This window comes from Klebsiella sp. 141240, assembly GCF_050600805.1.
GTDB lineage: Bacteria > Pseudomonadota > Gammaproteobacteria > Enterobacterales > Enterobacteriaceae > Klebsiella > Klebsiella aerogenes.
Genome location: NZ_JAQIRK010000011.1, coordinates 48,736 through 66,038 on the forward strand (window position 1 = coordinate 48,736; position 17,303 = coordinate 66,038).

The window sequence follows — 17,303 nt, forward strand, 5'->3', positions numbered from 1 at the left end:
TGCTCCTTATAGCATTTCGATAAACGCGGCGACGCGGGTACTGAGCTGGCCGAGATCTGCCGTCGAATAATCGGTCTCGATCGCGATATAAGGAATGTCGTGCCGCTGGCGAACGTGACGCTTAATCGCCAGCGATTCCACGGCGTAGGTATGGCAAGCCTGCAGAATGACATCGACCACGCCGTCGGCCTGGTATTCCTCAACCATCTGGCTTAGCAATTGCAGGCGCTGGTCGTTAGGTGAAATACAGGAGCAGCCGATGGCGAGATATTTATCGGTTAAGGCATCGTAGACGTCGCCATCTTCCGCCACGCAGCGCTCGGTGGCCTTCGCGCCGGTACAGTTCTCGTAGCCCACCACCCAGCCGCCGTTTTCTTCGATAGCGCGGACGACTTTTTCCGCCGCGCCGCCGATCGGGCAGCCGGTGATCAGAATACGCGGACGAGACGCCAGCCGTTGGCCTCCTTGCCATTGCTGATGGATACGTTCCGCCATCGCGTTCAGTTCGTCAATCAGCGCGCTTTTGTCGAAGCGGAAGGTCGCGCCATAAACCACCTTCAGAATATCGCTGCCGCTAAGCGCCGGCGGATTGAGTTGCCCGAGGCGATAGAAGTTGGCCAGCGCCCGGCGTTCGCGATTTTTCAGTACGATGGCTTCACGCAACGCCGCTTCGCTAATGGGCGTGGCAAACCGGGTTTCAACGACCTGCTGCAGGCGTTTGATTTCCGCTTTCCACAACGCGCGGGAGGCGGCATCGCTGGCGCTATTGGGCAGTTGCATTACGTGTACCGCCTTGAATTCGGCCATGTACTCGTACATCTTCTTTTTGCCGTCGCAGGTGGTTTCGCCGACCACCAGATCGGAGAAATAAAAGTAGGGGCATTTATCGGTTTTGCCAAAGCCGTAGCTGCTTTTAATCAGCGGGCAGAGGTTGCGCGGCAGGTCTTTCTCCGCCTCTTCAATAGTTTCATCAGAAGTGGAACACAGTGAGACGACCACGGCGCCCGCCGCCATGGCTATCTCCTGGGGCATAAAAGTGCAGTAGGTACCGACCAGCGGTACGTTCTGCTCTTTGAGTTCCATTACGCTGAGAAAGCCTTTCTGGCGAGCTTCTGAGAATTGATCGAAGAGGGCGGGTAGATCGGTGATGAGCGACATGATTTTCCTTCCCCGTACACGGGAGATGATGAAAGAGTCGCCATTATAACCATGTTGTTTGTGTGTATTTATTGATCACCCGCCCATCCCGGTGGCGTTAATAGACCTTCTTCAAATCCATCTCTTCCTGGATACGTTCGCTCCATGCCAGGTGGGTGCGGATGGCCTCTTCAATGCCGGCGTTGTAGAACAAAGGCCCCAGCTCTTTGGCGATAAAGTCGACAAAAAACTCGGCGTCGAACTGTTCCAGCTCCAGGTTAAAGGTCTCTTCGCAGTACTTGCTTAGCCGCTCGCGCAGCAGATCGCGCTGCGCCGGGCTGAGTTCAATATCGCTCATGCGTGGTTAATCTCGGTGAGTTAGTCAGGATTGCCGGGCTTCGATGACCGCCTCTGAACGCTGGCGCAGATTGTGGAGTAGCCCCGCCAGACAGCAGGCGGCGACGATCCCGGCGGCCACTGCCAGCAGGTGGAACGGCAATCTACCGCCATGGAACCATAACCAGCGCGCGCCTTCAATCGACAATGCGCTGACGCTAAGGATCACGATATTCAGCGAGGCGGAAACGGTCCCTTTCGGCAAGTCATTGGAAAAAAGGGTAAAGCGGAACAGCGTCGGGAAAATCAGCCCGATGCCGAAGGCGTAGAAGCAGGTGCCGAGCACCGACCACAGCCAGACGTGCGGCCACGTCAGATTACCGATAATCAGGATCGCCAGACCAACCATCTGGATGGGGACTGCGCTTAACACAAAGCGCGGGCGAGTCGGGTCTTTCACCCAGCGCGCCACCGACAGATTAGCGATAATCACCGCACTGAAAACCGGCACCTGGCTCCAGGCAAACTCGCTGGTGGTGAGCCCGCCGGCGTCCATTAAAATCACCGGTGACACCGCCACCCAACTCATCAGCGGAATATAGCTCAGCGCCAACGTGGCGGCGCCGAGTAAAAAGATGCGGTTGCGGAAGACGTCGCGAAAATCGCGCACCACGCCGAGCGGGCTGAACGGCACGTCGCCGCGACGCACCGTCTCCGGCATGTTAAACAGTAAACCCAGCCAGGCCACCAGCCCCATCGCGGCGATAATGCCAAACAGCGCTTTCCAGTGGATAAAGTGCATCAGCGCCGCGCCGGAAAGCGGGCCGACGATCGGCGCCACCAGCACGATGGAGGTAATCACCGCCATCAGCTTGATTGACCGCTTTTCGTCAAAGGCCTCCTGCACGGTGACGTAACCAACGGTGGCGATAAAACAGATGCTGGTGCCCTGCACAAAGCGGGCAATCAGGAACTGGGTCATTGAGGTCGTCCACAGGGTGGCGAAGCAGGCGAGGGTAAAAATCAGCGCGCCGCTTAGCAGTACCGGCCGGCGGCCAATACGATCGGAAAGCGGCCCCAGCAGCCACTGCAGCGCCATCCCGCCGGCCATATACAGGCTCACCGAGGCCGGCGCCAGCGCCACATCGGCGTTGAAATCCCGCACCACGTGCAGGATTCCCGGCTGGATGAGATCGGTGGTCAGGTAGGCGGAAAAGTCATACAGGATCAGCGCCATCGGAAAGAACAGCGATGCGCCGTAGCGGGCGCTCAATCGCGAAATCCATGACATAGCCGTCTCCTTGCCGTCGGGTAGTGATCGTCAGAATAGTTATGATGCTACCATTGTCAGCCAATATGCAGATGCAGCAGCGCCGGAATTTGCGATAACAGCCACAGGCCGAGGCCGATAGTGCCGCCAACCAGCGTGCCGTTGATGCGAATAAACTGCAGGTCCTTGCCGATGTTGAGCTCGATCTGTCGCGACATATCGCGCGCGTCCCAGCTTTTGACCGTGTCGCTGATATGGCGAGTCAGGAAGGCGGCGAATTCCGGCGCCACCCGATGCGCCGCCTGCTCCAGATGCTCATTCAGCGATTCACGCAGCGCGTCGTCGCGCACCAGGGTTTCGCCGAACCACTGACCGGCCTCGGCGATCCGCTGCTTGATGCGCGAATCGTCACTGCTGATATCGTTTTTCACCCAACCGCGCAGATCCGCCCACACCTCGCCCAGATAGCGATTAAAGGTCTCATCGTTTTTCAGATACGCTTTGATGTTATCGGCTTTTTGCGCCATTTGCGGATCCGATTTCAGATTGTCGATAAGCTTCTGCGCCGCGCGGTCGAAGGCCTGACGAATTTGATGCGTGCGGTCTTGAGTGACCTCATCGAGCAGCGTATTCACGGCGTCTGTCACCATCTCGGCGCTGTGCTCGCCAAGCCACTCGGTGGGTAACAGTTTGGCCTTCAGCGGGTGTTCGGTCTCCAGCCAGTGCACGATGCCGCGGGCGATAAAGGCGCGGGAGCTGTCGCGCTGTAGCAGGGCGATAAGCTGGCTTATCAGTGAATCCAACAGCTTCTGATGACGATTGTCGCGGGTCAGCCCCTCCAGCATCATGGCGCTGGTCTGGGTCAGGTCGACCTTATCGATAGCCTTGTGCACCGCGCGCCGCAGCAGACGCTGAATGCGGGTGTCGTCGGTGAGCTCGAGAAAACCGCTCATCACCTGTAGCAGATGTTGGCCGACACGGCGGGCGTTTTCGGGCTGACTGAACCAGTTACCGAGCATCAGGGCCGGTTCGTAGCGGCGGATCAGCGCCACCAGAGATGGGGTATCAAGAAACTTCTCCTGCACGAAATGGCCAAGATTATCGGCGATCCGGTCTTTATTGCGCGGAATGATCGCCGTATGGCGGGCGACAAACGGCAGCGGAATGCGGCGAAACAGGGCCACCACCGCAAACCAGTCGGCCAGCGCCCCGACCATCGCCGCTTCGGAAATAGCCTTCAGCGCGCTGACCCATGGCGTCGGCGGTAGCAGCAGCGTAGTGATAAACAGCGCCGCCGCAATCAGCAGCAGCGACAGCGCCAGCAGTTTGGCGCGTTTTAATTCAGCGAGTTTTTCCATAGGGTTAAGCATATAACCTGACGGCGAGGTCATGCAAAAATCGGCACAACTTCCTGTATGCGCGGGTCAATTTGCGAGTGGGCTGCCAGGGTAAGATAACGATTGCAGCACGCAGAAATTAGCTTTCGGCACGGCTCGAGAAAACGCTTTTTGCCAGGTGTCAGAGGGAGATCTGCAGCGTAGAGTCGCAGCAGAATTGGCTGGCAGGGGCGAACACATGGAAAGGTCCACAACGTCTACGCCGCATGATGCGGTTTTCAAAAAGTTTCTTACGCAGGCTGATACCGCCCGTGATTTTCTGGCGATCCATTTACCGCCCGCGCTACATCAGATCTGCGATCTCAATTCGTTACAGCTTGAATCGGCTAGTTTTATTGAGGAGAACCTGCGAGCCTGGTATTCGGACGTGCTGTGGTCGCTAAAAACGGTTTCTGGCGAGGGCTACATCTATGTTGTTATCGAACATCAGAGTTCACCCGATGCGCAGATGGCGTTTCGCCTGATGCGTTATGCTATTGCTGCGATGCAACGTCATCTCGACGGCGGCCATAAAACCTTGCCGCTGGTGGTACCTATGTTGTTCTACCATGGTTCCGTGTCTCCGTATCCGTGGTCGCTTAACTGGCTCGATAGGTTCGCTGACCCACAACTCGCGAAGGCGCTTTATTCGTCACCCTTTCCACTGGTGGATATTACGGTTATCCCGGATGATGAAATTGTGGGACATCGACGCGTGGCGCTATTAGAACTTATCCAAAAACATATTCGTCAGCGCGATTTAATGGGCATAGTCGAGCAGCTAACGTCAATTTTACTTAGCGGTTACGCTAATGACAGGCAGCTAAAAACGCTATTTAATTATTTACTGCAAACTGGCAACGCGCGCCGATTTGGCCGGTTTATTCGCGAAGTCGCGCATCGGGTTCCTCAACACAGGGAGAGATTGATGACCATCGCAGAAAGATTACAGGAAGTTGGCCGCAGAAAAGGCAAACGTGAAGGGCGGCTTGAAGGCAGGCAAGAAGGACGGCAAGAAGGCAGGCAAGAAGGGCGGCACGCCGAGGCGCTGCGGATTGCGAGGATGATGCTTGCCGACGGTATTGCACGTGAAACCGTGCTGAAAATTACCGGTCTGGCTGCCGAAGAGATAGCCACGTTACCACATTGATAAAGCCGTTATGCCGGGGCGCCCTTAGGGGCGTCCCTGCTATCCACTCTCATGGAATATTCCGGATATACCTAACTTTACCCGCATCGCCAGCTATCTCGACTACCCTTAATATCCTTAGCGGCATTTTTGACTGCATTAATAGCGATAACAAGGAGACATGCGATATGGCTTATCAGACAGTGAATCCTGCGAATAATCAGCTTATTAAAAGCTATCCCGCACACAGCGATGCTGACGTGGAGGCGGCGCTGCAGCAGGCAAATGCGCTTTATCATTCTGCGTGGGCGAAAGGCGATATTGCGCAGCGTCTGCCGGTGCTGCATAAGCTGGCCGACCTTATCGACAGCCGGGCGGAGGAGCTGGCGAAAATCGCCAGCCAGGAGATGGGCAAACTCATTAAACAGAGCCGCGGCGAGGTCAAACTCTGTGCGCAGATCGCCCGCTATTATGCCGACAACGCCGAACGGTTCCTGGCGCCGGTGAAGTATCCCTCCGAGCTTGGCGAAGCTTGGGTTGAGCATCATCCCATCGGCGTCTTGATGGCGGTGGAGCCGTGGAACTTCCCCTATTACCAGTTAATGCGCGTGCTGGCGCCAAATCTGGCGGCCGGTAACCCGGTGATTGCCAAGCATGCCAGCATCGTTCCGCACTGCGCCGAGACCTTCGCGCATCTGGTGCGCGAGGCTGGCGCGCCGGAAGGGGCGTGGACCAACTTGTTTATCTCTCAGGATCAGGTAGCGAAAATTATCGCGGATGACCGGGTGCAGGGCGTGGCGCTGACCGGCTCGGAAAAAGCGGGCGGCATCGTGGCGTCGCAGGCGGCGAAGCATATCAAGAAAGCGACGCTGGAGCTGGGCGGCAACGATGTGTTTGTAGTGCTCGACGATGCCGACCTGGAACGCGCGGTGAAAATTGGCGTACAGGCGCGGCTGAACAACGCCGGGCAGGTTTGCACCGCCGCTAAGCGCTTTATTTTGCATGAAAAGATCGCCGAGTCGTTCCTGACCAAATTTAGCGATGCCTTCCGCCAGGTGAAGATCGGCGATCCGCTGGATGAAAGCACTACGCTTGGCCCACTTTCCTCGAAAGATGCGCTGGAAACCTTAAGCAAGCAGGTCGACGAGGCGGTGAAGCATGGCGCCAAATTACACCTTGGCGGCAAGCCGGTTTCCGGCGAAGGCAACTTCTATGAACCCACCATTCTGACGGGAATTACCCGTGATAACCCGGCGTACTTCGAGGAGTTCTTTGGCCCGGTGGCGCAGATTTACGTGGTGAAAGACGATGATGAGGCGATTGCGCTCGCCAACGACTCTCACTACGGCCTGGGCGGCGCGGTGTTCAGTCAGGACATTGAGCGGGCGAAGCGCATGGCTTCGGGGATTGAGACTGGAATGGTCTATATCAACTGGTTAACGGATACCGCGCCGGAGCTGCCTTTTGGCGGCGTGAAGCGCTCCGGGTTTGGCCGTGAGCTTTCCGACCTAGGTATCAAAGAGTTTGTGAATCAGAAGCTGGTGGTCGTTCGCCGCTAAACCACCCATCATGAAGTATCCCTCTCCCATTGGGGGAGGGATACTTCCTTGCGTCGGCTATTTACGAAGCCCGGCAAACGCGGCGCGGATTTCCTCTTCCGGCAGCTGAATGCCGATAAACACCAGCGTGCTGTGCGGCGTTTCATCGCCCCACGGGCGATCCCAGTCGGCGCTGTAGAGGCGCTGCACGCCCTGGAACAGCAGGCGATTTGGCTCGCCGTCGATCCACAGCATGCCTTTATAGCGCATCAGTTGCTCGGCGAAGGAGAGCAGCAGGTTTTCCATCACCCGTGAGACTTCACTGATATCCACCGGATAGTCGAGTTCGACCACAATCGACGAGACGTCGTTCTGTTTTTCTGCCACAAAATGAAAGCGCGGTGTGGCGCTTACGACCTTCTCTTCCAGCATAAAACCGCTGGTATTAAAGAGCAGGCTTAAATCGATATCGCCGTGGATGACGGTATAAATCGGCGCCCGCGCGTTGATGCGCGCCAGCCGTTCGCGCAGCTTTTCGCTGTCGCCGGCGACATCGGTTTTGGTTAACAGAATCCGGTCCGCGTAGCCGACCTGCGACTGGGCAATGGTGAACTGATCCATCTGCTGGTCGGCATGGACGGCGTCAACCAGGGCGATCACGCCGTCCAGCAGATAGCGTTCGCAAAGCACCTCATGGGAGAAAAAGGTCTGAATAATCGGCCCCGGGTCGGCCATGCCGGTGCACTCAATCACCAGTCGGTCGAAGGCAATCTCGCCGCGATCGCGGCTGTCGAGCAGATCGAGCAGGGCATCTTCCAGTTCGTTGGAGCGCGTGCAGCAAATACAGCCGTTGGTCAGGGTTTTAATCTGCGTGGCGCGGTCGCCGATCAGCTGATCGTCAACGGACACTTCGCCAAATTCATTTTCAATCACGGCGATTTTGAAACCGTGCTGCTCGTTAAGAATATGGCGCAGCAGGGTGGTTTTTCCTGCGCCGAGAAAACCGGTTAATAGGGTGACTGCAATCGGTGCCATTATTGCCTCCATTAACAGCAGCGTACGCCGCCTTTGCCGTCGCCGCCGTAGCGGGCCTGCTGGCGTTCGCGGAAGAATTCTTCATAAGTCATGTACGGCTGATCCGGATGGTTGGTTTGCATATGGGTGACGTAGTTGTCGTAATCCGGAATGCCGATCAGCATTTTCGCCGCCTGACCGAGATATTTTTTTGCCTGACCTAAGTTACCAAACATTGTAAGTTCCAGATAACGAATAAAGCCGGATGGCGACTCGCGCCTTATCCGGCCTACGTTAATGCGTTTTTGGTAGGCCGGATAAGCGTAGCGCTATCCGGCATCAGGGTTAATGATGTGACGAGGTTTTCACGCCGCCTTCCGGTACCGGCACGTACGGAGTCTCTTTGTCGGTACGCACCTTATTGTTGCGGACATTGAGCCAGGTTTTGATGCCGTAGAAGATGATGCTGTACACCACCACCAGGAACAGGATGCTCAGGCCGGCGTTGGTGTAGTTGTTAACCACGATATGGTTCATGTTAGCGACCTGCTGCGCGGTCAGCTCGCCGCCGGCGGCAATCTTCTCTTTATACTGCTGAGCCATAAAGAAGAAGCCTTCCATCTGCGGGTTGGTGCTGAACAGTTTCAGACCCAGCGCCCAGGTGGTGCACAGCAGCAGCCACGCAGCCGGAATAACGGTAACCCAGATATATTTGGTGCGCTGCATTTTGATCAGCACCACCGTGCCGAGCACCAGCGCCACCGCGGCCAGCATCTGGTTAGAAATACCGAACAGCGGCCACAGGCTCTTCACGCCGCCCAGCGGGTCGACCACGCCCTGATACAGCAGGTAACCCCACAGGCCGACGCAGCCGGCGGTACCGATAATACCGGCGACCAGCGAGTCGGTTTTTTTCAGGAACGGCACGAAGTTACCCAACAGATCCTGCAGCATAAAGCGGCCTGCGCGGGTACCGGCATCCAGCGCGGTGAGGATAAACAGCGCTTCAAACAGGATACCGAAGTGGTACCAGAAGCCCATATCCGCCATCGGGATGATTTTGTGGAACACGTGAGCGATACCGACGGCCAGCGTCGGCGCGCCGCCGGCGCGGTTCAGTACTGAAGGTTCGCCGATATCTTTCGCCGTCTGCAGGATCTGCTCTGGTGAAATTACGAAGCCCCAGGAGCTGACGGTAGCCGCCGCGTGGACGGTCACTTCTTTCAGCTGCGCAGCGATCATCGCCGCGTTTTCACCGCCCATTTCGTGCAGGTTCGGCATGACGATGCCAAGGCCTGCCGGCGGGGTATTCATCGCGAAGTAGAGACCCGGTTCGATAATTGATGCCGCGACCAGCGCCATGATGGCGACGAACGACTCCATCAGCATCGCGCCGTAGCCGATAAAGCGGGCGTCGGTTTCGTTGGCCAGCAGCTTCGGCGTGGTACCGGAGGCGATCAGCGCGTGGAAGCCGGAGACCGCGCCGCAGGCGATGGTGATAAACAGGAACGGGAACAGCGCGCCTTTCCACAGCGGGCCGGTACCATCAATGTACTGGGTCACTGCCGGCATTTTCAGGTCCGGGTTGAGGATAACGATCCCCAGCGCCAGGCCGACGATCACGCCGATTTTCAGGAAAGTGGCCAGATAGTCACGCGGCGCCAGAATCAGCCATACCGGCAGCAGCGCGGAGATAAACGCGTAGCCAATCAGGGTAAAGGTGATGGTGGTGTCTTTAAAGGTCAGCGCCGGGCCCCAGTACGGGTCGTGGGCAATGATGCCGCCAAACCAGATAGACGCCACCAGCAGCACGATACCGATAACCGAGACTTCACCGACGCGGCCAGGGCGCAGGAAGCGCATATAAATACCCATAAACAGCGCGATAGGCACCGTCGAGCAGACGGTAAAGACGCCCCACGGGCTCTCCGCCAGCGCTTTCACCACGATGAGCGCCAGCACCGCGAGGATGATGATCATAATCAGGAAGCAGCCGAACAGGGCGATAGACCCCGGTACCGGCCCCATCTCCTGTTTAATCATCTCGCCCAGCGAGGCGCCGTTGCGCCGCGAGGAGATAAACAGCACCATGAAGTCCTGTACCGCGCCCGCCAGCACCACGCCGGCCAGTAGCCACAGGGTGCCCGGCAGATAGCCCATCTGCGCGGCCAGTACCGGGCCGACCAGCGGGCCGGCGCCGGCAATAGCGGCGAAGTGGTGGCCGAACAGCACGTAGCGGTTGGTTGGCACGTAGTTCAGGCCATCGTTATTAATGACCGCCGGCGTCGCGCGCGTTGGGTCAAGCTTCATCACCTTCTGCGCGATATACAGGCTGTAATAACGGTAGGCGACGAGGTACACGGAAACCGACGCGACGACGATCCACAGCGCACTGACGTGCTCACCGCGGCGCAACGCGACGACTGAGAGGCAAAATGCCCCGATGATTCCAAGAATCACCCAGGGTATGTGCTTGAGTAGTTTTTTGGTATCCATAGTAAAACCTGGCGTTAATTAGATTAATAATTGGCCGAAGCCGTCTGGTTTTGTGTTTGGGTTGGTTGAGGTATTGATTAGCTAGGCTAACGTCGATCTTGCCAGAACTGCGCGCGCGTAAAGTTGGGTAAATGAGTGAGTGGTTGTATGGGGGGTTAAGCGGTCGCTAGCTGGGGTAAGCGGTTGGCTATGAAGTGAACAGGAGATAAATATGTGATTGAGATCACAGGGTATTATGACCGGGAAGATGGTCATGTAAGATAAGGCTCCTCCCCTGGCGGAGAGGAGCTGACGAGGCCATTACACCGCGACTTCCATTTCCATCATCACCGGATGGAAACGGCGTTTAAAGTAAATCAGGCCGTGCCCTTGCGGGCTCAGGGTAATATTGCGGATCTCCACCAGATAAACCAGGTGGGTACCAATGGTTTGCACCTGGCTTATCTCGCCTTCGAGGCTGGCCAGCGAGCCTTTCAGCACCGGCTGCCCGAGCGCGCCCTGCTGCCAGCCGCTGAGGGCAAACCGCTCTTCCATCGTCACCCCGGTCATCCCGGCGAAGTGACGGGCCATGATTTCCTGCTCGTGGTTCAGCACGTTGATGCACAACTTGCCGTTGCCCTGAAAGACCGGGTTCATCGCGCTGTTGGCGTTGATACAAACCATTACCGATGGCGGCGTATCCGTCACCGAGCAAACCGCCGTGGCGGTAATGCCGCAGCGGCCTGCTTCGCCTGCGGTGGTGACAACGTTAACCGCCGCCGACAGGCTGGCCATGGCATCGCGAAAACGCAGGCGTTGTTCATCTAATTGCATTATGACCTCCCGCTGTGAATTACTTCAGCAGCTTATCCAACATGTTGATATCAGCGTTATTGTGCAGATGCGGCACCGTCCAGCCGTTCTGGTCGTACTCGGACAGGCAGCGGTCGACCATTGCCATCATTTTGTCCATATTGCCGGAGCTCTGCGCCTGACGCAGACACTGCAGGCGAATTTCATCCTGGCTACCGGAGTAGTTGATCTCATACAGTTCATGACGACCGCCGAATTCGCTGCCGATCGCGTCCCACATCAGTTTGAGGATCTTGATACGTTCAACGTGATCCATACCGTTGGAGCCGCGCACGTATTTCGCCAGATACTGGTCGATCTGCGGGTTGTTCAGATCGCGAGCGCTGGACGGCAGATAAATCAGGCCGCTGGTGACGTTACGCTCGATGATGTTCTTGATCTTGGCGTAGGCCATCGGCGCCATTACGCGGTAGGTCTGCAGCGCGGCGTGATCCGGCAGCCATGCGCCGTTGACCCACGGCGTCGCTTCCGAGCACATGGAATCGCTTAACGCCCAGAACATGTTGCGCCACGCCACCACTTCGCCGAGGTCGGCCTGTACGCCGCGGAATTCGAGGGTGCCGGTACATTCCAGAGAACGCTTCAGCAGGGCAGTGATAAAGTCCAGTTTTACCGCCAGGCGCACGCAGGCCTGCAGCGGGTACATGCGGGCGAAACCCCCTTCCATCGTCCAGCGGCGGCAGCGGTCAAAGTCGCGATAAATCAGCACGTTCTCCCATGGGATCAGTACCTTATCCATTACCAGAATCGCGTCGTTCTCGTCGAAACGGCTGGAAAGCGGATAGTCGTACGGGGATCCGGTCGCGCCGGCGACCATTTCATAGGAGGCGCGGGAGATAAGCTTGACGCCTTCGGCATCCATCGGCGCGACGAACATCAGCGCGAAGTCCGGGTTCTCGCCCATCACCTGTGCGGAGCCGAAACCGATCATGTTGTAGTGGGTCAGCGCCGAGTTGGTGGCGACCACTTTCGCGCCGCTGACGATGATCCCGGCATCGGTCTCTTTTTCCAGCTTGATGTAGACATCCTTCACTTCATCAGCCGGCTTGTGGCGGTCGATCGGCGGGTTGACGATAGCGTGGTTAAAGTACAGGCCGGTTTCCTGAATGCGGGTGTACCAGTTGCGGGCGTTCTGCTCGAACTGGCCGTAAAACGCCGGGTTGGCGCCCAGCGCGCAGCCGAAGGCGGCTTTATAGTCCGGGGTGCGGCCCATCCAGCCGTAGCTTAAGCGCGACCACTCGGCGATGGCGTCGCGCTGCTGGCGCAGGTCGTCGGCGCTTTTCGCCACGCGGAAGAATTTATGGGTGTAGCCGCCGCTACCGGTATCGGTGCCCCAGCACAGGGAATCCTGCATCTCCGGTTTGTGCAGCGCATCGTACAGCTGAGCGACAGAAGCCGCGGCATTACGGAAAGCCGGGTGCGTAGTGACATCCTTCACGCGCTCGCCGTAGATATAAATTTCGCGGCCATCCTGCAGGCTTTTTAAATACTCTTCGCCAGTTAACGGGCGCTTCGCGTCGGCGCGGAAATCTTCAGGTTTCATAGGGGCCTCTTCAGTATTTATCGGAATAATAATGTTAAATATATGTTTTGTTTTTGTTGTTTAATTGAAGCGGTTATTGCGCTTGTCGTGAAGGGACGTTTGCGACAACGGCGGGTACTTTTCAGGCGGGAGTAAATTTTGTGATCTCTGCAGCTTTTGGCGGGTGGCGCGGCGCTAACTGGCCCTATGGACCGTAGCTCCGGCAAGCGCAGCGCCACCGGGGAATTACGACACCGGTACTTTTTGCGCCCGGTAGCTGCTGGGCGAGCAGCCGACCTGGCGGCTAAAAAAGCGCGCAAAATAAGCGGGATCTTTAAACCCCAACTGCCAGGCTATCTCATTGACCGCGCTATCGGAAAACAGCAGCAGCCGCTTAGCCTCGCGTAGCTGGCGGTCGAATATCAGCCGCTTCGGCGGGCGGTTGGCGAAGCGGCGGCAGATGTCGGTCAACCGCGATTCGGTCAGATGCAGCTCGTTGGCGTAATCCGGTACCGTCCAGTGCTGATGAAAGTGGCTGTCGATCATCTGGTTAAAGCGCTGGAATAATTTCAGCTCGCCGCGCATCCCGCTGGCGGCATGATCGTCGAGCCTGGCGTTGCGCAGCAGCAGGGTAAATACCGCCTGCGCCAGCAGCGCCAGGGTATGCTCGCGCCCCGGCAACTGAGCGGTGGATTCACGGCGAATCAGCTGCCAGTAGTGCGCCAGCGCCGCCAGCTCGTCAGGTTTATCCGCCAGCGACAGGCAGATCCCCGGCAGGCCGAAGGTCTCCCGCGTGCCGGGATAAAGCACCTCCAGCAGCGGCCAGATGAGTTCTTCGTGCACCGTCAACACGTGACCATCGCTATCGGACTCGGTAATAAAGGCGTGCGGCACCGAAGGCGGCGTTATCACAAACAGCGGCGCCTGCACCGAATAGCGGTGGTCATCAAGCTGTAGCTCAATCTGTCCGGTATCAAGAAAGTGCATCTGAAAATAACGGTCGTGGCGATGCGCCTGCATGTCGCGGCCAAAAAAGGCCGCCATGCGGGCAAACGACTGATAGTGCACCTCTTCGGTGCCCAGACTCTCGTCGTAATCTTTATTGATGTCGATGTTGGCGATTGAATGCTGGCACATACCCGCTCCTTAGTGGCCTTTTTGCGCCGCTAAGCCCGGCGCGGCGGCAGCGTCCTCACGCTGGCTCATCGGAATGCGGGTGAGCACCAGCGCGCCGACGATCAGCAGCCCGGCGACAAACCACAGCCCGGAGCTAAAGCTGCCGGTGGTATCGCGCAAAATGCCGATCAACAGCGGGCTGACGGCAGAGCCGACGTTGCCGATGGCGTTGATCACCGCCAGCGCTACCGCGCGCGACTGCAGGCTGATCACCCGATCCGGGGTGGTCCAGAAAATGGCCATCGCGGTAAAAGATCCCACCGAAGCCATAATAATGCCGATCAGCTGGATCAGACTGTGGTGCGTTGCCGAAGCCAGCAGCCAACCCGCCGCGGCGAACAGGTAGGGCAGGATGGTATGCATCTTGCGCTCTTTGCGCCGGTCGGAGCGGCGGCTCCACCAGATCATGCCGAAAATGGTGCAGAACTGCGGGATCGCCGCCAGCAGGCCAATCATGATGTTGCTACTGCCGGTGTTGAAGCTCTGCAGGATCTGCGGCGTCCAGATATTAATGGCGCTGAGGGTATTGGTCAGGCAGAAGTAGGCGAGGGTATACATCAGCACCGCTGGCGTCAGTACTTCGCGCAGCGTGGAACGCGGCGAAGCCGGGACGATCGCCGCATGTTCCCGTTCGCGATCGATCATCGCCTTCAGCGCCTGTTTCTCTTCATTATCCAGCCAGTTGGCTTTATCCGGCGTGTCGTTGAGGAAGAACCAGGTGACGACGCCGAGCACCACCGACGGCAGGCCTTCCAGCAGAAACAGCCACTGCCAGCCCTTCAGGTTCCACAGGCCGTCGAGCGCCAGAATATAGCCGGAAAGTATCGAGCCGAGCATCATGGTCACCGGCATGGCGATCATAAACAGGGCGTTGGCGCGGGCGCGATGGTAGGCCGGGAACCACCAGGTCAGATAGACGAGGATCCCCGGCAGAAAACCGGCCTCGGCGATGCCGACCAGCATGCGCAGGATGTATAGCGTATGCGGGCTGGTGGCGAACATGGTACAGGTCGAGGCGATCCCCCAGACCACCATGATCCCGGCGATCCAACGGCGCGCGCCAACTTTCGCCAGCATGATATTGCTGGGGATCCCGCACAGCACGTAGGTGACGTAGAACAGCGTCGCCGCCAGGCCGAACATGGTGGAGGTCAGGCCGATATCTTTACCCATCGTCAGGCCGGCGAAGCCGATATTAATGCGATCCAAAAATGAGAAAACAAAGAGAACAAACAGGAAGGTAATCAGGCGGCGGAACAGCTTTTTGATCACCCGGTTTTCTACTTCAACGGCTTTATTATCATTGTGTTGCAGGGTAGAGGTAGTCATGTTGCGCTCCACATTATCCGTTCAATAGACGGATTTATTGTTATCGGTTGTGGTGGTTGCGGTGTGGGTAAAACGGGCCGCCAGCGCTTCTGCGCCGCGGGCCAGCAGGGTGGTATCGACGCCGACGGCGACGAACAGCGCGCCCAGTTCGAGATAGCGTTTCGCCAGCTGTTCATTGGCCATCAGGATCCCCGGCGCCTTTCCGGCCTGGCGGATTTGCTGGATGGCATCTTCAATGGCGGCCTGCACTTCCGGGTGTTGTGGGTTGCCGCCGTGGCCCATATCAGCGCTCAGATCCGCCGGGCCGATAAACACGCCATCCACCCCTTCGACATCGAGGATCTGCGGCAGATTTTTCAGCGCTTCGCGGGTCTCAATCTGCACCAGTACGCACATGGCGTCATTGGCCCGGTGGATATAATCCGGGACGCGATTCCAGCGCGAGGCGCGGGCCAGCGCGCTGCCGACACCGCGGATGCCGGCAGGCGGGTAGCGGGTGGCTTTTACCGCCAGCCGCGCCTCGTCGGCGTTCTGCACCATTGGCACCAGCAGGGTTTGCGCGCCGACATCCAGCAGCTGTTTGATTTGTACCGGATCGTTCCACGACGGACGCACCACCGGCTGGCTGGGGTAGGGCGCAATGGCCTGAAGCTGGGTCAGCACCGTTTGTACATTGTTGGGCGCGTGTTCGCCGTCGATCAGCAGCCAGTCGAAGCCCGCGCCGGCCAGCAGTTCGGCGCTGTAGCTGCTGCACAGCCCAAGCCACAGGCCGATTTGCGGACGCCCGGCCTTGAGCGCCTCTTTAAATGCGTTGTTCATGTTGCTCTCCTCAAACAAAGCGGCAGCTGATGGCGCCCATGTTGCCGTAGTCGACGTGGAAGGTATCACCCTTGCGCGCCGGGACCGGGCGGGTGAAGGAGCCGCCGAGGATGATTTGCCCGGCCTCGAGCTGGACATCGTACGGTGCCAGTTTGTTGGCCAGCCAGGCCACGCCGTTGGCCGGATGATTGAGCACGCCCGCGGCGACGCCGGTCTCTTCAATCACGCCGTTGCGATACAGCAGGGCGGAGATCCAGCGCAGGTCGAGCTCATCTGGTTTAATCGGCCGGCCGCCGAGGATCACCCCGGCGTTGGCGGCGTTGTCGGAGATGGTGTCGAACACTTTGCGCGGGCGCTGGGTTTCCGGGTCGATGTTGTGGCAACGCGCGTCGATAAGTTCCAGCGCCGGGATGACGTAGTCGGTGGCGTTGTAAACATCAAACAGCGTGCAGTTCGGGCCGCGCAGCGGTTTGGCCAGCACGAAGGCCAGCTCGACTTCAATACGCGGCACGATAAAGCGGTCGGTGGGAATATCGCTGCCGTCGTGAAAGAACATATCGTCGAGCAGCGCGCCGTAGTCCGGTTCGCTGATCTGCGAACTGGCCTGCATCGCTTTAGAGGTCAGGCCAATCTTATGACCTTTGAGCACGCGGCCTTCGGCGATCTTCATCTCGACCCACTCGCGCTGGACGGCGTAGGCGTCCTCAATGGTGATCGACGGATAATCCAGCGAGATCGCGCGGATCTGTTCACGCTGTTTTTCGGCCTGGTTCAGCCGCTGGGCAATCAGGGTTCGGGTCTGTTTATCGAGCATAGTGATTCCTGTGGCATTGTATTGCCGGATGGCGCTTCGCTTATCCGGCCTACAAATTCATGGCCGTTGTAGGCCCGGTAAGCGCAGCGCCACCGGGCAATTTGCACGTTATTTAAATAACGCGTGCACGTTGTTTTGTTTGTAGTTCAGCGTCGGGTCGAGCTCTTCCATGGCGAACGACAGTGCCAGATAGCGGCTCTCCATCAGCGCGGCAAAGTGGGCTTTAATCAGCGCGAACAGCATTTCGCCCACCTCCTGACGGCTCTCCAGGCTACGTCCGGCGCCGATCTTCAGGGTCATATGCACGAAGGCGTAATCCTGCTTGCCGTCGGCCATCTGCCAGGTATCCAGCCAGTGGGCGCGGCTACGAATACCGCCAATCGGAAAGATGCCGGTGGCGGCCAGCGCCTCGTTGACTTTGGCGAACAGGCCCGGTAAATCGGCCTGTTCGCGGATATTGTCGCTACACTCGGCGATAAAATGCGGCATACGGCC

16 protein-coding genes are annotated in these 17,303 nt (G+C 58.0%); 2 read left to right on the plus strand and 14 right to left on the minus strand.

The window, feature by feature from the left end; all coding sequences use genetic code 11:
• Positions 1–6: 6 nt before the first annotated feature.
• From PGQ95_RS18320 to PGQ95_RS18335, 4 genes are all read right to left on the minus strand, one after another.
• Complete coding sequence (locus PGQ95_RS18320) at positions 7–1,158, minus strand: double-cubane-cluster-containing anaerobic reductase (protein ID WP_047043832.1); 1,152 nt, start codon at positions 1,156–1,158, stop codon at positions 7–9.
• Positions 1,159–1,255: 97 nt separating this feature from the next.
• Positions 1,256–1,495, minus strand: a complete 240-nt coding sequence (locus PGQ95_RS18325) for a DUF2164 domain-containing protein (protein ID WP_015704280.1) — start codon at positions 1,493–1,495, stop codon at positions 1,256–1,258.
• A 24-nt stretch (positions 1,496–1,519) separates the two neighbouring features.
• Positions 1,520–2,764: a multidrug efflux MFS transporter MdtM gene (gene mdtM, locus PGQ95_RS18330; protein WP_348854244.1), complete on the minus strand. Its 1,245-nt coding sequence runs from the start codon at positions 2,762–2,764 to the stop codon at positions 1,520–1,522.
• Positions 2,765–2,820: 56 nt separating this feature from the next.
• The gene (locus PGQ95_RS18335; protein WP_162750224.1) at positions 2,821–4,113 is read right to left on the minus strand and encodes a DUF445 domain-containing protein; all 1,293 of its coding nucleotides are present in this window, start codon (positions 4,111–4,113) and stop codon (positions 2,821–2,823) included.
• A gap of 205 nt (positions 4,114–4,318) precedes the next feature.
• Here PGQ95_RS18335 and PGQ95_RS18340 point away from each other — a divergent pair, with 205 nt between their 5' ends.
• A complete protein-coding gene (locus PGQ95_RS18340; RefSeq protein ID WP_113374530.1) occupies positions 4,319–5,269 on the plus strand; it encodes an Rpn family recombination-promoting nuclease/putative transposase in 951 nt (316 codons plus the stop codon).
• A gap of 167 nt (positions 5,270–5,436) precedes the next feature.
• Positions 5,437–6,807 (plus strand): NAD-dependent succinate-semialdehyde dehydrogenase, encoded by a 1,371-nt coding sequence (locus PGQ95_RS18345; protein WP_430918970.1) that lies wholly within the window; start codon positions 5,437–5,439, stop codon positions 6,805–6,807.
• 57 nt (positions 6,808–6,864) lie between these two features.
• Here PGQ95_RS18345 and yjiA read toward each other — a convergent pair whose 3' ends face one another.
• The 10 genes from yjiA to PGQ95_RS18395 form a co-directional block, all read right to left on the minus strand.
• The gene (yjiA, locus tag PGQ95_RS18350; protein ID WP_087858253.1) at positions 6,865–7,821 is read right to left on the minus strand and encodes a GTPase; all 957 of its coding nucleotides are present in this window, start codon (positions 7,819–7,821) and stop codon (positions 6,865–6,867) included.
• Between the two features lie 11 nt (positions 7,822–7,832).
• Positions 7,833–8,036 (minus strand): YbdD/YjiX family protein, encoded by a 204-nt coding sequence (locus PGQ95_RS18355; protein ID WP_002887451.1) that lies wholly within the window; start codon positions 8,034–8,036, stop codon positions 7,833–7,835.
• Positions 8,037–8,145: 109 nt separating this feature from the next.
• Positions 8,146–10,296 (minus strand): carbon starvation CstA family protein, encoded by a 2,151-nt coding sequence (locus PGQ95_RS18360; protein WP_045395482.1) that lies wholly within the window; start codon positions 10,294–10,296, stop codon positions 8,146–8,148.
• Between the two features lie 300 nt (positions 10,297–10,596).
• On the minus strand, positions 10,597–11,109 hold the full coding sequence (locus PGQ95_RS18365) for a 4-hydroxyphenylacetate 3-monooxygenase reductase subunit (protein WP_002887467.1): 513 nt from the start codon (positions 11,107–11,109) through the stop codon (positions 10,597–10,599).
• Positions 11,110–11,128: 19 nt separating this feature from the next.
• A complete protein-coding gene (gene hpaB / locus PGQ95_RS18370; RefSeq protein ID WP_002887473.1) occupies positions 11,129–12,691 on the minus strand; it encodes a 4-hydroxyphenylacetate 3-monooxygenase, oxygenase component in 1,563 nt (520 codons plus the stop codon).
• 225 nt (positions 12,692–12,916) lie between these two features.
• Positions 12,917–13,807: a 4-hydroxyphenylacetate catabolism regulatory protein HpaA gene (gene hpaA / locus PGQ95_RS18375; RefSeq protein WP_004182836.1), complete on the minus strand. Its 891-nt coding sequence runs from the start codon at positions 13,805–13,807 to the stop codon at positions 12,917–12,919.
• Between the two features lie 9 nt (positions 13,808–13,816).
• The gene (hpaX, locus tag PGQ95_RS18380; protein ID WP_430918972.1) at positions 13,817–15,175 is read right to left on the minus strand and encodes a 4-hydroxyphenylacetate permease; all 1,359 of its coding nucleotides are present in this window, start codon (positions 15,173–15,175) and stop codon (positions 13,817–13,819) included.
• A gap of 21 nt (positions 15,176–15,196) precedes the next feature.
• A complete protein-coding gene (gene hpaI, locus PGQ95_RS18385; protein WP_430918974.1) occupies positions 15,197–15,994 on the minus strand; it encodes a 4-hydroxy-2-oxoheptanedioate aldolase in 798 nt (265 codons plus the stop codon).
• Positions 15,995–16,004: 10 nt separating this feature from the next.
• Positions 16,005–16,808: a 2-oxo-hept-4-ene-1,7-dioate hydratase gene (gene hpaH, locus PGQ95_RS18390; RefSeq protein WP_002887487.1), complete on the minus strand. Its 804-nt coding sequence runs from the start codon at positions 16,806–16,808 to the stop codon at positions 16,005–16,007.
• A gap of 108 nt (positions 16,809–16,916) precedes the next feature.
• On the minus strand, positions 16,917–17,297 hold the full coding sequence (locus PGQ95_RS18395; RefSeq protein ID WP_213797743.1) for a 5-carboxymethyl-2-hydroxymuconate Delta-isomerase: 381 nt from the start codon (positions 17,295–17,297) through the stop codon (positions 16,917–16,919).
• Positions 17,298–17,303 lie beyond the last annotated feature (6 nt).

Excerpts from the sequence above, each read along its gene's own strand:
- PGQ95_RS18340 (WP_113374530.1), top strand. The coding sequence starts at position 4,319 with ATGGAAAGGTCCACAACGTCTACGCCGCATGATGCGGTTTTCAAAAAG.
- hpaX (WP_430918972.1), bottom strand. The coding sequence starts at position 15,175 with ATGACTACCTCTACCCTGCAACACAATGATAATAAAGCCGTTGAAGTA.
- PGQ95_RS18320 (WP_047043832.1), bottom strand. The coding sequence starts at position 1,158 with ATGTCGCTCATCACCGATCTACCCGCCCTCTTCGATCAATTCTCAGAA.
- yjiA (WP_087858253.1), bottom strand. The coding sequence starts at position 7,821 with ATGGCACCGATTGCAGTCACCCTATTAACCGGTTTTCTCGGCGCAGGA.
- PGQ95_RS18395 (WP_213797743.1), bottom strand. The coding sequence starts at position 17,297 with ATGCCGCATTTTATCGCCGAGTGTAGCGACAATATCCGCGAACAGGCC.
- PGQ95_RS18360 (WP_045395482.1), bottom strand. The coding sequence starts at position 10,296 with ATGGATACCAAAAAACTACTCAAGCACATACCCTGGGTGATTCTTGGA.
- mdtM (WP_348854244.1), bottom strand. The coding sequence starts at position 2,764 with ATGTCATGGATTTCGCGATTGAGCGCCCGCTACGGCGCATCGCTGTTC.
- hpaH (WP_002887487.1), bottom strand. The coding sequence starts at position 16,808 with ATGCTCGATAAACAGACCCGAACCCTGATTGCCCAGCGGCTGAACCAG.
- hpaI (WP_430918974.1), bottom strand. The coding sequence starts at position 15,994 with ATGAACAACGCATTTAAAGAGGCGCTCAAGGCCGGGCGTCCGCAAATC.
- PGQ95_RS18355 (WP_002887451.1), bottom strand. The coding sequence starts at position 8,036 with ATGTTTGGTAACTTAGGTCAGGCAAAAAAATATCTCGGTCAGGCGGCG.
- hpaA (WP_004182836.1), bottom strand. The coding sequence starts at position 13,807 with ATGTGCCAGCATTCAATCGCCAACATCGACATCAATAAAGATTACGAC.
- PGQ95_RS18335 (WP_162750224.1), bottom strand. The coding sequence starts at position 4,113 with ATGCTTAACCCTATGGAAAAACTCGCTGAATTAAAACGCGCCAAACTG.
- PGQ95_RS18345 (WP_430918970.1), top strand. The coding sequence starts at position 5,437 with ATGGCTTATCAGACAGTGAATCCTGCGAATAATCAGCTTATTAAAAGC.
- PGQ95_RS18365 (WP_002887467.1), bottom strand. The coding sequence starts at position 11,109 with ATGCAATTAGATGAACAACGCCTGCGTTTTCGCGATGCCATGGCCAGC.
- hpaB (WP_002887473.1), bottom strand. The coding sequence starts at position 12,691 with ATGAAACCTGAAGATTTCCGCGCCGACGCGAAGCGCCCGTTAACTGGC.
- PGQ95_RS18325 (WP_015704280.1), bottom strand. The coding sequence starts at position 1,495 with ATGAGCGATATTGAACTCAGCCCGGCGCAGCGCGATCTGCTGCGCGAG.